The sequence below is a fragment of the Streptomyces sp. NPDC049954 genome, assembly GCF_040656295.1.
Classification (GTDB): Bacteria; Actinomycetota; Actinomycetes; order Streptomycetales; family Streptomycetaceae; genus Streptomyces.
In genome coordinates, this window is sequence record NZ_JBFALS010000003.1 from 571,284 (window position 1) to 584,216 (window position 12,933).

General features: G+C 72.8%; 11 protein-coding genes and 1 pseudogene. 4 read left to right on the forward strand and 8 right to left on the reverse strand.

What is annotated here, in order from left to right:
* Positions 1-127: 127 nt before the first annotated feature.
* Positions 128-709 carry a hypothetical protein gene (locus AB0J21_RS08960; protein ID WP_363145150.1) on the reverse strand — a complete coding sequence of 194 codons (582 nt, stop codon included), beginning with the start codon at positions 707-709 and terminating at the stop codon, positions 128-130.
* Positions 710-966: 257 nt separating this feature from the next.
* A pseudogene (locus tag AB0J21_RS08965) lies at positions 967-1,368 on the reverse strand (MarR family transcriptional regulator); the annotation flags it as partial.
* Between the two features lie 277 nt (positions 1,369-1,645).
* On the opposite strand from AB0J21_RS08965, the gene AB0J21_RS08970 reads away from it, so the two are divergent.
* The gene (locus AB0J21_RS08970) at positions 1,646-2,665 is read left to right on the forward strand and encodes an NADP-dependent oxidoreductase (RefSeq protein WP_363145151.1); all 1,020 of its coding nucleotides are present in this window, start codon (positions 1,646-1,648) and stop codon (positions 2,663-2,665) included.
* A gap of 195 nt (positions 2,666-2,860) precedes the next feature.
* Complete coding sequence (locus AB0J21_RS08975; RefSeq protein ID WP_363145152.1) at positions 2,861-3,697, forward strand: EI24 domain-containing protein; 837 nt, start codon at positions 2,861-2,863, stop codon at positions 3,695-3,697.
* Positions 3,698-3,751: 54 nt separating this feature from the next.
* Here the strand turns inward: AB0J21_RS08975 and AB0J21_RS08980 are convergent, their stop codons facing one another.
* Positions 3,752-4,327, reverse strand: a complete 576-nt coding sequence (locus tag AB0J21_RS08980) for a TetR/AcrR family transcriptional regulator (RefSeq protein WP_363145153.1) — start codon at positions 4,325-4,327, stop codon at positions 3,752-3,754.
* A gap of 318 nt (positions 4,328-4,645) precedes the next feature.
* Between AB0J21_RS08980 and AB0J21_RS08985 the strand changes: the two genes are divergently transcribed.
* Positions 4,646-7,117 carry a glycoside hydrolase family 3 C-terminal domain-containing protein gene (locus AB0J21_RS08985; RefSeq protein ID WP_363145232.1) on the forward strand — a complete coding sequence of 824 codons (2,472 nt, stop codon included), beginning with the start codon at positions 4,646-4,648 and terminating at the stop codon, positions 7,115-7,117.
* 117 nt (positions 7,118-7,234) lie between these two features.
* Here AB0J21_RS08985 and AB0J21_RS08990 read toward each other — a convergent pair whose 3' ends face one another.
* Positions 7,235-8,155, reverse strand: a complete 921-nt coding sequence (locus AB0J21_RS08990; RefSeq protein ID WP_363145154.1) for an SGNH/GDSL hydrolase family protein — start codon at positions 8,153-8,155, stop codon at positions 7,235-7,237.
* A 316-nt stretch (positions 8,156-8,471) separates the two neighbouring features.
* On the opposite strand from AB0J21_RS08990, the gene AB0J21_RS08995 reads away from it, so the two are divergent.
* A complete protein-coding gene (locus tag AB0J21_RS08995; protein ID WP_363145155.1) occupies positions 8,472-8,966 on the forward strand; it encodes a DUF3145 domain-containing protein in 495 nt (164 codons plus the stop codon).
* 75 nt (positions 8,967-9,041) lie between these two features.
* Here the strand turns inward: AB0J21_RS08995 and fabF are convergent, their stop codons facing one another.
* The 4 genes from fabF to AB0J21_RS09015 form a co-directional block, all read right to left on the reverse strand.
* Positions 9,042-10,310 (reverse strand): beta-ketoacyl-ACP synthase II, encoded by a 1,269-nt coding sequence (fabF, locus tag AB0J21_RS09000; protein ID WP_363145156.1) that lies wholly within the window; start codon positions 10,308-10,310, stop codon positions 9,042-9,044.
* A gap of 177 nt (positions 10,311-10,487) precedes the next feature.
* Entirely contained in the window at positions 10,488-10,736 is a 249-nt protein-coding gene (locus AB0J21_RS09005; protein ID WP_363145157.1) for an acyl carrier protein, read from the reverse strand.
* 120 nt (positions 10,737-10,856) lie between these two features.
* Positions 10,857-11,858, reverse strand: coding sequence for a ketoacyl-ACP synthase III (locus AB0J21_RS09010; protein WP_363145158.1), 1,002 nt, complete (start codon positions 11,856-11,858; stop codon positions 10,857-10,859).
* A 29-nt stretch (positions 11,859-11,887) separates the two neighbouring features.
* Positions 11,888-12,871, reverse strand: a complete 984-nt coding sequence (locus tag AB0J21_RS09015; protein ID WP_363145233.1) for an ACP S-malonyltransferase — start codon at positions 12,869-12,871, stop codon at positions 11,888-11,890.
* Between the last annotated feature and the right edge of the window lie 62 nt (positions 12,872-12,933).

Below are 12,933 nucleotides of genomic sequence, written 5' to 3' on the forward strand. Positions count from 1 at the left end.
CTTCGGCAGCACTTCGGCAGGGACTGAGTGACGGCGGCTCCTCAGCCGCAGGTCACGTGACGCACCCGGCGGCGCCGTCTCCCCGCAGGACCGGGGGAGGCGGCGCCGCGCGGTGCGGGAGGCGCGGTCAGGTGAGCGTCTGCAACAGTCCCCAGGTGAACTCCGCGACACGGGGCAGCTTCGGACCGCCGACGACCTCGGGGGCATCGAAGGCCAGCCGCCACCGGGTGGGGGCGGTGCCCTCCAGGGGCCGGGCGGGTGCGAAGGCCCGGGCCACCTCGTCCACCGTCGCCGACCACGGCAGCAGGTCCGCCGTCGTCCGCAGGGCCGGGGCCGGGGCGCCGGGGGCCCGTACCAGCCACTCGTTCCACACGGCGCCGCCCGGGCCGAGCAGCACCTCGAACCGCAGACCGGGCCAGAGCGGCACCGGCCAGGCCAGCGCCTCGCAGTCGAGATCCCCGATCCGCCGCCGCTCACGGGAGGCCGGGGCGCCGAGCACCGAGCGGTAGCGCGCCGCGGCCCCGCGCGCGTACCGGCCCCGCACCTTCGCCTGCCAGCGGCGGTTCGCCTCCCGCATCTGCGCCGGACTCACCCCGAGCGTGTGCCGGGCCCGGTCCACCAGGTCCGGCTGGTGGTCGGCCATCCGGCGCAGCAGGACGAGCTGGAAGTCGAGCGGGGTGAACGGGGGCGGGGGCGGGGAAGCGGCCATGCCCCCATCGTGCGGGATCGCGGACGCGAGGGCCCGGAGCAGGGTCCCGGGAGTGCGAGGTCCCTCCCGGGAGTGCGAGGTCCGGAGCCGGAGCGGCCTTCCGTACGGCTTCGCGCGGCCGGGACGGTGACGGCGGGAGCGGTCGCGGCTCAGTCGTGCCGGCCGGGTGCGGGGACGGCGCTGGGCGGCGTGACCACCGCGACGGCCGTTTCCGGTCCCGGGTCGTACCCCGGCGAGGACGTGACCTCGCGTGCCTCCTCCTCGCCGACCACCCGGATCAGGAGGTCGCGCAGCACGAGCCGCTCCGCACGGGACAGGCCGGCCAGGGGCTCACGCGCGAAGTCCAGCCCGTCCCGCAGCTGCCGCGCCGTCTGTCTGCCGCGCTCGGTGGGCGCCGCGAGCTTGACCCGCCGGTCGGCCGGGTCGGGACGCCGCTCGACGAGCCCGCGCGCCTCCAGCCGGTCGATGATGCCCGTCACGTTCGAGGGCTCGCACTTGAGCTTGCGCGCGATCCGGCGCATGGGCATCGGCTCCAGGGACAGGAGACCGAGGACCTTGGCCTGCGCGCCGGTCAGCGCGTGCCGGGAGGCCGCCAGCTCGTACTCCTCGTGGTAGCGGCCGACCACGGCGCCGATGAGCTGCACGACGTCGAGGGACAGGCGGTCCGTCCCCGACCGGTCCCGGGACCCGGAGGCGGGCGGGGAGTCGGACGCGGAGTCGGAACCGGCGCGGCGGGTACGAGTGGCCATGCCCCACAGTCTACCCATTTACTTGACAACGTAAAATATTCATGTCCATGGTTGTTTCAAGTAGTGAAACTTCTGGAACCTGAAGTAACGCGATGTCGGCGTACGGCTCCGGCGTACGGCTCTGACGTACGGCGAGCACCGCGAACTCCGGAGTACGGCGATCCCCGAGCAAGCAGGAGGCACCCGCATGTCAGCCCTTCCCACCACCAGCCGTGAATGGCACCTCGTCCGCCGCCCCGACGGCTGGCCGGTGCCGGAGGACTTCGCCCTGCGCGAGGTGCCGATCCAGCCGCCCGCCCCGGGCCGCGTCCTGGTGCGCAACCTGTACTTCTCGGTCGACCCCTACATGCGGGGCCGGATGAACGACGTGAAGTCCTACGTGCCGCCGTTCGAGCTCGACCAGCCGATGCAGGGCGGCGCCGTCGGCCAGGTGATCGCCTCGAACAGCGAGGACGTCGCCGAGGGCGACTACGTCCTGCACTTCGCGGGCTGGCGCGAGTACGCCTCGGTCCCGGCCGAGCACGTCACCAGGGTCGACCCGGACCTCGCCCCGCTCTCCGCCTACCTCGGTGTGCTCGGCATGACCGGTCTCACCGCCTACGCGGGCCTGCTGCGGGTGGCCGGGTTCAAGGAGGGCGACGCGGTGTTCGTCTCCGGGGCGGCGGGCGCGGTCGGCAGCCAGGTCGGCCAGATCGCCCGGATCAAGGGCGCCTCACGGGTCATCGGCTCGGCCGGTTCCGCGGAGAAGGTCAAGTACCTGGTGGACGAACTGGGCTTCGACGCCGCCTTCAACTACAAGGACGGCCCCGTCTCCGAGCAGCTCAAGGCGGCCGCCCCCGACGGCATCGACGTCTACTTCGACAACGTCGGCGGCGAGCACCTGGAGGCGGCGATCAGCAGCGCCAACGTGCACGCGCGCTTCGCGATCTGCGGCCTCATCGCGCAGTACAACTCGACCGAGCCGCCCGCGGCCCCGCGCAACCTCATGCAGGTCATCGGCAAGCGCCTGCGCATCGAGGGCATGCTCGTGCAGGACCACGCCGATCTCCAGGGCCAGTTCGTCGAGGAAGTGGCCGTCTGGGTCCGCGACGAGAAGCTCAAGTACCGGGAGACCCTCGCGGCCGGTGTCGAGAACGGGCTCAACGCCTTCCTCGGCCTCCTGCGCGGCGAGAACACCGGCAAGATGATCGTGGACCTCACGAAGTAACCGCGAGAACCCGCGTACCGCCCCGTGCGGCGGCGGCCCGTCCGCACGGGGTGCCGTCCGGTGCCGAACCGGCCGCGACCGTGCGGCAGTTCGGGCGTCCTGCCGTCGCACGGTCCGGCGGGCGCCCGTCGCCGGTCCGGGGACCTCGGCGCGCGGCCGGTGCGCGGCCGCGCACCCCGCCGCTACAGTCCTCCCATGCGTGATCTCGCCACCGGATTCGGTTACTTGTTGCAGGGCCAGCGCTGGGTCGGACGCCACGGAAAGCGCTTCGGCCTCGGCCTGCTGCCCGGCCTGATCACCTTCGTGCTCTACGCCGCCGCCCTCGTCGCGCTGGCTCTGTGGGGCGTGGACCTGGTCGGCTGGGCCACCCCGTTCGCCGACGACTGGTCCTCGCCCTGGCAGTCGCTCTTCCGCGACGCCCTCACCGTCGTCCTGTTCGCGCTCGGGCTGCTCCTGTCCGTCCTCACCTTCACCGCCGTGACCCTGCTGATCGGGCAGCCCTTCTACGACGCCCTGTCCGAGGACGTGGACCGCGACGTGGCCGGGTACGCGCCCGAGTCCGGGCTGTCCGTGGGGCGCGAGCTGTGGATCAGCGTCCGGGACGGGCTGCGCATCCTCGTGCGCGCCGGCGTCTGGGGCGTCCTGCTGTTCGCGCTCGGCTTCCTGCCGTTCGTCGGGCAGACCGTCGTCCCCGTCATCGGCTTCGGCGTCACCGGCTTCTTCCTCACCGAGGAACTCACCTCGATCGCCCTCGCGCGGCGCCGCGTCGACCTGCGGCAGCGGCTCGCCCTGCTGCGCGCCCGCCGCACCCTCGCCTGGGGCTTCGGCGTGCCGCTCGGCCTCGCCTTCCTCGTCCCCTTCGTCGCGGTGTTCCTCATGCCGGGCGCCGTCGCGGGCGCCACCCTGCTGGCCAGGGACCTGCTCCACGAGGACGAGGACGAGGCCGCGGGCGGCGAAGACGGACGAAACGGCCGCACCGCGAGCGAAGGGGTGCCCGCCCCGCACGGCACGACGGCCACCCCCGGGCGGTGAGCTGAACGCACGATGCGGCGTGAGGGGCCGGTGGCGCACCCCGCCACCGGTCCCTCACGCCTCGGCGGCGGGCGTCTGCGCGCCCTCCAGCAGGACGAGGAAGTCGCGGAAGGCGTCGGCCATGTCCACCGCCCCGGGGTCCAGCAGCCACTGGTACTGGAGCCCGTCCATCACCGCGACCATCAGCGCGGCGGCCCGCTCCGGCGTCAGCCCGCTCGGCAGCCGCTCGCCGTAGGCCCCGCGCAGCACCGAGGCCATGTCGCCGCGCACCGCGACATACCTGCGGGTGAAGAAGTCCTTGGCCGGGTGGGCGTCCGTGACGCTCTCGCCGAGCAGCGCGCTGAAGGTCTGCACGATCCCCGGCCGCATCGCGTTGTACTCCACGAGCGAGGCCAGCAGGTCCAGACGCCACACGCCGCTGGGCAGCGCGTCCCACTGGTCGCGCTCGGCGAGCACCGCGACGAGCAGCGCCTCCTTCGTGGGGAAGTGGTGCAGCAGCCCCTGCTGCGTCAGCCCCACCCGCTCCGCGACCGCGCCGAGCGTCGCACCCCGGTACCCCTTCTCCGCGATGACCTCCAAGGTCGCCCGGAGGATCTCCGCGCGCCGCCCCTCGCTCCTGGCCCTGCCCATGCGTTGTGCTTCCCCTTCCCCGGCTTCCCGGTCCCCGATTGCCTGTTCCCGCGCGAACCCGCGTCCCCGCGTCGGCGTCCAGGCCACGCACGCCGACCCCAGCATGACGCCCCCCTCGCACCACCGGGAACGCACAGCCCCGGAAGTAACGCGAAGGTTACGATACCTACCGCTCTACAAGCTCGCGGGTGCAAGATATGTCCGACCCGTTTCCTGGGGAGCCGCTCCAGACGGACCCCGGCAGGCAGCGACACGAGGAGTACGGCCGTGACAGGCTCATCCAGCACCCCCGAGGGGCGGCACGTCCCGGGACAAGCGATCACCGCCGGGCAGCAGGCGGCCCACGAGGCCGCCGTGGAAGCGGCGCTCGGCAAACTCGACCTCGACACCAAGACGCGGCTGCTGGCCGGGCAGGACTTCTGGTCGCTGCCCGCGCTTCCCGAGATCGGCCTCGACTCCCTGGTCATGTCCGACGGCCCGGTCGGTGTGCGCGGAGTGCGCTCCACCGCCGACGACCCGTCGATCGCCCTGCCGTCGCCGACCGCGCTCTCCGCGACCTGGGACCCGGACCTCGCCCGCCGCGCCGGACGACTGCTCGCCCAGGAGGCCCGCCGCAAGGGCGTGCACGTCCTGCTCGCGCCGACCGTCAACCTGCACCGCTCACCGCTGGGTGGCCGGCACTTCGAGACCTACAGCGAGGACCCGTACCTGACCGGGGCGATCGGCACCGGCTACGTCCAGGGCGTGCAGTCCGGCGGCGTCGGCACCACCGTCAAGCACTTCGTGGGCAACGACGCCGAGACCGACCGCTTCACCGTCGACAACCGCATCGCCCCGCGCCCCCTGCGCGAGCTCTACCTCGCCCCCTTCGAGACCATCGTCAAGAACGCCCACCCCTGGGGCATCATGACCGCCTACAACACGGTCAACGGCACCTCGATGACGGAGCACCGCTACCTCGTCAACGAGGTGCTGCGCGGGGAATGGCGCTTCGACGGGATCAACGTCTCCGACTGGACCGCCGCCCGCTCCACCGTCGGCGACGCCCTCGGCGGACTCGACCTCGCGATGCCCGGACCCAGGACCGTCTACGGGGAGAACCTGGCCGCCGCCGTCCGCGCCGGCGAGGTCGACGAGCCGGTCGTCGACGAGGCCGTGCGCCGCGTCCTGCTGCTCGCGGCCCGCACCGGCGCCCTCACGACCACCGAACCGGTCGTCGCCGCCGACGCACTGCCCGCACCCGTCGACGGGGACGCGCTCGCCCGCGAGATCGCCACCCGTTCCTTCGTCCTCGTCCGCAACGAGGGCGGCGTCCTGCCCCTCGACCCGGCCGGCCCCCGCATCGCGCTCAGCGGCGCCGCCGCCCGGGACGCCCGGGTGCTCGGCGGCGGCTCCGCGACCGTCTACCCCGACCACGTCGTCTCCCCGCTCGACGGGCTGAGCGCCGCGCTGCCCGAGGGCGCCCTGTCGTACGAGGTCGGCGCCGACCCGGCCAACGAACTGGACGTCGCGGGCAAGGGCTTCGCCCTGCGCGCGATCTGCCGCGACGCGGACGGCGAGGTCCTCGCGACCGTGCCGCTGCCCTCCGGGCACATCCAGTGGATGGGCAGCGACCTGCCCGAGGGCGTCAGCTACGAGACGGTGCACACCATCGAGGTCACCGGCACCTTCACCCCGCGCGAGAGCGGCAGCCACGCCTTCGGAACCCGGGGCGTCGGCGGCTTCCGGCTCACCGTCGACGGGAACCTCCTCTACACCGGAGAGATGCGGCTCGGCGACGCCGCCGACCCCTTCGAGGCGTTCTTCGGGAAGCCCACGGAACGCGGCCGCCTCGACCTCACCGAGGGCCGGAGCGTCGAACTGAGCCTCCTGCACACCGTCGCCAAGCCCGAGGGGCTGCCGATCCAGGCGATCGTCTTCACCCTGCTGCACCAGGACCCCGAACACGACGCCGACGAGCTGATCGCCCGCGCCGTCGAGGCCGCCCGGGCCGCCGACACCGCCGTCGTGGTCGTCGCGACCACCGAACGCGTCGAGTCCGAGGGCTTCGACCGCCGCGACCTGGGCCTGCCGGGCCGCCAGAACGACCTGGTGCGGGCCGTGGCCGCCGTCAACCCGCGCACCGTCGTCGTCGTCAACGCCGGCTCCCCGGTCGAACTGCCCTGGCGCGAGGAGGTCGCCGCCGTCCTGCTCGGCTGGTTCCCCGGACAGGAGGGCGGGGCCGCGCTCGCGGACGTCCTGCTGGGCGCCGCCGAACCCGGCGGCCGGCTCCCCACGACCTGGCCGAAGACCCTCGCCGACGCCCCCGTCACCCGCACCACCCCCACCGACGGGAAGCTGGAGTACGAGGAGGGCGTCTTCATCGGCTACCGCGCCTGGGAGAAGGCCGGCGCCACCCCCGCCTACCCCTTCGGGCACGGCCTCGGCTACACCGACTGGACGTACGAGTCGCTCACCGTGGAGCCCGCCGAGGACGGCCTGACCGTCACCGTACGGGTCCGCAACCGGGGTGAGCGCACCGGCCGCGAGACCGTCCAGGTCTACCTCGCCCCCACCGACCCGGTGCCGGACGCCCCCGAGAGCGAGCGGCCCGCGCGCTGGCTGGCCGGCTTCGCGGGCGTCGAGGCCGCCGCGGGACAGAGCGCCGAGGCGGTCGTCCACATCGCCCGGCGCGCCTTCCAGATCTGGGACGAGGAGGCCGGCGACTGGACGGCCGTCCCCGGACCGTACGCCGTCGAGGCCGGCCGTTCCGTCCTCGACCTCCGGGTCAGCGCGGCCACCGAGATCTGAGCCCCTGCGGCGGTGCCCCCACCGCCGCACGGCACCCGAGCCGACGGCTTTCCGGGGCGGACCCCTGACATCCGCCCCGGGGAGCCGTCCTACCGCCGTCCTGCCGGGGGCGCCCGCTCAGTCCCGGCCGGGCGCCCTGCGCGCGGTCACCACGCGGTAGGCGATCTCCGCGAGCTTCGACTGCCCGTCCCGGCTCGGATGGAACCAGTCCCACTGGCTGAGCTGGCTGCCGCCGAAGCGGTACGCGAAGACCTCACCGTCGTCGTAGCGGCACATCCGCTCTCGCGCGCACACCTCCCGCAGCGCCTCGTTGTACGCCACGACCCGCTTCTGCACCGCGTCCCTGCGCTCCGTCGCCGCGCTGTCCACGGCGTCCGGCGCGCTCAGCATCGACGCGCAGATCCCGAGCTTCCAGACCTCCTTGCCGAGCGGATTGGTGCGCCCCTCCGACCACAGCCGCTTCAGGTCCGGCACGCTCGACACGTACACCTCCGTCGTCGGCGACTTCTCCCGCAGCGTCCGCAAGGCCGTCTCCACCTGGGTGCGGTACTCGTCGACCGGGGTCATCGAGTCCACCGACGGGCGGCACGCGTCGTTCGCGCCCATCAGGACCGTCACCAGCGCGGGACGGTGCTCCGCCGCCCTCTCCATCTGCGCGGACAGCTCGGCCGCCCGGGAACCGCTGCGCGCGAAGTTCCAGCTGTGCCCCTTCACGCCGCCCGCGCCCAGCAGCCGCTGCGCGAGCGAGTGGACCTCGGGATCGGTCCCCGTGGACCACGAGACCTCCGGACAGTCCTGGAGGACCGAGCAGGCGTCGAAGCCCCGCGTGATCGAATCCCCGACCGCCGCGACAGAAGACGGACTGCGGTCCCAGCCCGCCTCCGGCGTCCTGGTCGCCGGCTGCCCCGGTGAGCCCGTGGAGCCCGAGCCCCCGGAACACGCGGGGACCACCCCGAGCAGAGCGGCGGCCCCCGCGGCCGTCAGCGCCCGCACGACCCTGCGACCCGGCGCACGGAAGCCCGGACTCCACCTACGCATCCCTGGCCCCTTCCCACAACCCCCGGCACGGGGCGTACGCCCGGCGCCCCCGAGGGCGCCCTGCCGGGTGAAAGCTTGGTGATTCCCACCCCCGGGACCGACGGTACGTCACACTGCTGTCGTTCCCGCACGGTAGCTTTGCCCGAGGCGGCGCAGTTCACCGCCACAGCCGGGCGACACGGCGACCGCACCTACCCGGTGACGTACCGCTGTGTAAGGTCGGCTAAATTACATCACGTCACATCTGTCCCATTTGGGAAAATTGCTCGGCACGGGCGCGAGGACCCTGGCACCTCGTCCCACACTGGAGGTACCGGTGACGACACGTGGAGTCCTGTACGTGCACTCCGCACCGCGCGCGCTGTGCCCGCACGTCGAATGGGCAGTAGCGAACGTGCTCGGGGTGCGGGTGAGCCTGGACTGGATCAGGCAGCCCGCCGCCCCCGGGACCTGGAGATCCGAGTTCTCCTGGCAGGGTGAGCCCGGCACGGCCTCCAAGCTCGCCTCCGCGCTGCGCGGCTGGCAGCTCCTGCGCTTCGAGGTCACCTCCGAGCCGTCTCCCGGCACCGAGGGCGAGCGCTACAGCGCCACCCCCGAACTCGGCATCTTCCACGCCGTCACCGGCATCCACGGCGACATCCTGATCCCCGAGGACCGGCTGCGCGCCGCCCTCAGCCGCGCCCAGGCCGGAGAGAGCGGCCTGGAGGCCGAACTGAGCCGCCTGCTCGGCAAGCCCTGGGACGACGAGCTGGAACCCTTCCGGTACGCCGGTGAGGGCGCCCCCGTGCGCTGGCTGCACCAGGTCGTCTGAGCAGCCGGGCCACGATACCCGCGACGAAAGCCCCCCGCCGGACCGGCGGGGGGCTTTCCTCGTAGGTGTCGTGGCTCAGACGGAGCGGAAGGCCAGCACCACGTTGTGGCCGCCGAAGCCGAAGGAGTCGTTGAGCGCCACGACCGGGCGCCCCTCGGGCAGCTTGCGCGGCTCGTCGCGGATGATGTCCGCCGAGCTCACCTCGGGGTCCAGCTCCGTGACGTTGATCGTCGGCGGGGCCAGCCGGTTCTTCAGCGCGAGGATCGTCGCGACGGACTCGACACCGCCCGCGCCGCCCAGCAGGTGGCCGGTCATGGACTTCGTCGAGGAGATCCCGATGTGGTCCAGCTCCGAGCCGAGCACCTTCTGCAGCGCCTTGATCTCGCCCACGTCGCCCTGCGGGGTCGAGGTGGCGTGCGCGTTGACGTACACGATCTCGGCCGGGTCGAGACCCGTGTTCGCCAGCAGGTTCTCCACCGCGTGCCCGATGCCCTCACCGGAGGGCTCGGGGGCGGTGATGTGGTGGCTGTCGGCCGAGATGCCCTGGCCCAGCGCCTCCGCGTACACGGTGGCCCCGCGCGCGGCGGCGTGCTCGGCGGACTCCAGCACGACGACCCCGGCGCCCTCGCCGAGCACGAAGCCGTTACGGGCCGTGTCGAAGGGGCGGGAGGCGCCCTGCGGGTCCTCGTTGTTCTTGGACATCGCCATCATGTTGGCGAACGCGGCGATCGGCAGCGGGTGGATCGCCGCCTCCGTGCCGCCCGCGACGACCACGTCGGCGCGGCCGGTGCGGATCATCTCGATCGCGTAGCCGATGGCCTCGGCGCCCGAGGCGCAGGCCGACACCGGGGTGTGCACACCGGCGCGGGCGTTGACCTGGAGGCCCACGTTGGCCGCGGGGCCGTTCGGCATGAGCATCGGCACGGTGTGCGGGGAGACGCGGCGTACGCCCTTCTCCCTCAGCACGTCGTACTGGTCGAGCAGGGTCGTCACGCCACCGATGCCGGAGGCGATCACGGCGCCGAGCCGGTCGGGGTCCACGGAGGCGTCCTCACCGGCCTTCGCGGTGAAGCCGGCGTCCTCCCAGGCCTGGGCGGCGGCGATCAGCGCGAACTGCGCGGACCGGTCCAGCTTCCTGGCCTGCGGCCGGGGCAGGACTTCGCCGGGCTCGACGGCGACCCGGGCGGCGATGCGCACGGGCAGCTGCTCGGCCCAGTCCTCGGTGAGGAGGCGGACTCCGGAACGGCCGGAGGTCAGACCTTCCCAGGTGGACGCTACGTCGCCACCCAGCGGTGTGGTTGCGCCGATACCGGTGACGACCACGGTGCGATTGGTCGGGCTCACAGGAATTCTTTCTCCACGGGATACGAGGGATTCAACGGCGCCACCGCCGGGTGGCGGTAGTCACGCGTGCGGGGACCGGTGCGGCACTGTCGTGCCGTACCCGCCCTGGCCCACAGCGGGGCCGGGCTCCGGGGCGGACCGCCTGCCGTGCGGAGGCAGCCGTCCCGGGGCGCCGGTTCAGCTCTGGTGCTTGAGGATGTATTCGGTCGCGTCGCCGACCGTCTTGAGGTTCTTGACGTCGTCGTCCGGAATCTTCACGTCGAAGCGCTCCTCGGCGGCGACGACGACCTCGACCATGGACAGCGAGTCGACGTCCAGGTCGTCGGTGAAGGACTTGTCCAGCTTGACGTCCTCGACCGGGATACCGGCGATCTCGTTCACGATCTCGGCGAGACCGGCGACGATCTCTTCCTGAGTGGCGGCCATGATGGCGCTCCTTCGTTGAGGTTCCAGAGGTGTGGCGGGCCCGGTGTCCCGCGTTGTCCGGCAGGACCCGCCCCGAGAGGCTGACCGGCGCGGATTCACGGTTGACACCGGAGAGTGTGCCTAGGGGAGGGTAACGACCGTCGCGGCGTACACGAGACCCGCCCCGAAGCCGATGACGAGCGCGGTGTCGCCGCTCTTCGCCTTCCCGGTCGCCAGGAGCCGCTCCATCGCGAGCGGGATCGAGGCGGCCGAGGTGTTGCCGGTGGTCTCGATGTCACGCGCGACCGTGACGTGCTCCGGCAGCTTGAGAGTCTTCACCATCGAGTCGATGATCCGCATGTTGGCCTGGTGCGGGATGAAGACGTCCAGGTCGGCCGGGCTGATCCCGGCCGCGTCCAGCGCCTGCTGGGCGACCTTCGCCATCTCGAACACGGCCCAGCGGAACACCGCCTGGCCCTCCTGCGTAATGGCGGGGAAGCGCTCGACCACGCCGTCACGGTAGTCGGTCCAGGGCACGGTCTGCTTGATCGTCTCGGACTTGTCGCCCTCCGACCCCCAGACGGTCGGGCCTATCGCCGGTTCCCGCGAGGGGCCCACGACGACGGCGCCCGCCCCGTCCCCGAACAGGAAGGCCGTCGCACGGTCCTCCAGGTCGGTCAGGTCGGAGAGCCGCTCCACGCCGATGACCAGCACGTACTCGGCGCTGCCCTCGACGATCATGCCCTTGGCGAGGGTCAGGCCGTAGCCGAACCCGGCGCAGCCCGCCGAGATGTCGAAGGCGGCCGGCCTGCCCGCGCCGATCTTGTCGGCGATCTCGGTCGCCACGGCGGGGGTCTGCTTGAAGTGCGACACGGTCGACACCACGACGGCGCCGATCTGCCCGGGGTCTATCCCCGCGTCCGCGATCGCCTTCCCGGAGGCCTCGACGGACATCGCCGTCACGGTCTCCTCGGCGTTCGCCCAGTGGCGGCTCGCGATCCCGGAGCGGGAACGGATCCACTCGTCGGACGAGTCGATCGTCTCCAGGATGACCTCGTTGGGGACGACCCGGGTGGGGCGGTAGCCACCGACGCCGAGGATGCGCGCGTACGGTGCACCCTTGGCGGGCTTGATCTTCGACATGCTCTCGGGGCTCCTTGTCGTCCGGACTGTCACGCCGTGGTCGGGTGCTCGGCGGCGAGGGCGCGCGCGGCCTCAAGTTCCTCGGGGGTCTTGAGGGCGAGCGTCTTCACGCCGGGCAGGGCACGCTTGGCGAGACCCGTCAGGGTGCCACCGGGGCACACCTCGACGAGAGCGGTCGCACCGAGCTCCTTGAAGGTCTCCATGCACAGGTCCCAGCGGACCGGGTTGGCCACCTGGCCGACCAGCCGGGACAGTACCTCGGCGCCGGAGGCGACGCAGGCGCCGTCCTTGTTCGACACGTAGGTGAGCGCGGGATCGGCCGGGGCCAGCTCCGCGGCCGCCCCGGCGAGGCTCTCCACGGCCGGAGCCATGTGCTCGGTGTGGAACGCGCCGGCGACCTTGAGGGGGACGACCCGCCGCACACCCTCCGGCTTGTCCTCGGCCAGTCGCGCGATCTGCTCGGCGGTGCCCGCGGCCACGATCTGCCCGGCGCCGTTGACGTTGGCGGGGGTCAGCCCGAGCTTCTCCAGATGCGGGAGGACGGCCTCCGGCTCGCCGCCCAGGAGCGCCGCCATGCCGGTCTCCCGGATCGCGGCGGCCTCGGCCATCGCGAGACCGCGGCGGCGCACCAGGCGCAGCACCGCCGTCTCGTCCAGGACTCCGGCGAAGGCGGCGGCGGTCAGCTCGCCGACACTGTGACCGGCCACGGCCCCGGGGCGCAGAGCGCCCAGCAGCGGGCCGGAGCCCGTGCCGGGCGGCACGGTCTTCGCCTCGGGGGAGAGGGTCTCGGCGAGCGCGGCGGCGGACAGCAGACCGGCCGCGACCAGCAGCGGCTGTGCGACGGCCGTGTCACGGATCGCGTCCGCGTCGGCCTCGGTGCCGAAGTGGACGAGGTCGAGGCCGATGGCCTCGGACCACGCCGCGACACGTTCGGCGGCGCCGGGCAGTTCGAGCCAGGGAGTCAGGAAGCCGGGCGTCTGAGCGCCTTGGCCGGGAGCGACGAGTACGAGCACTCTCACACTCTCTCTTGTGGACGGCCGGAATCACCCGTGGGGACAGGGACGAAGAACCGTCA

Bases quoted from the DNA above. Each gene is read 5' to 3' on its own strand.
- AB0J21_RS08970 (WP_363145151.1), top strand. From the start codon at position 1,646: ATGTCAGCCCTTCCCACCACCAGCCGTGAATGGCACCTCGTCCGCCGC.
- AB0J21_RS09010 (WP_363145158.1), bottom strand. From the start codon at position 11,858: ATGTCGAAGATCAAGCCCGCCAAGGGTGCACCGTACGCGCGCATCCTC.
- AB0J21_RS08960 (WP_363145150.1), bottom strand. From the start codon at position 709: ATGGCCGCTTCCCCGCCCCCGCCCCCGTTCACCCCGCTCGACTTCCAG.
- AB0J21_RS08975 (WP_363145152.1), top strand. From the start codon at position 2,861: ATGCGTGATCTCGCCACCGGATTCGGTTACTTGTTGCAGGGCCAGCGC.
- AB0J21_RS08980 (WP_363145153.1), bottom strand. From the start codon at position 4,327: ATGGGCAGGGCCAGGAGCGAGGGGCGGCGCGCGGAGATCCTCCGGGCG.
- AB0J21_RS08990 (WP_363145154.1), bottom strand. From the start codon at position 8,155: ATGCGTAGGTGGAGTCCGGGCTTCCGTGCGCCGGGTCGCAGGGTCGTG.
- AB0J21_RS09005 (WP_363145157.1), bottom strand. From the start codon at position 10,736: ATGGCCGCCACTCAGGAAGAGATCGTCGCCGGTCTCGCCGAGATCGTG.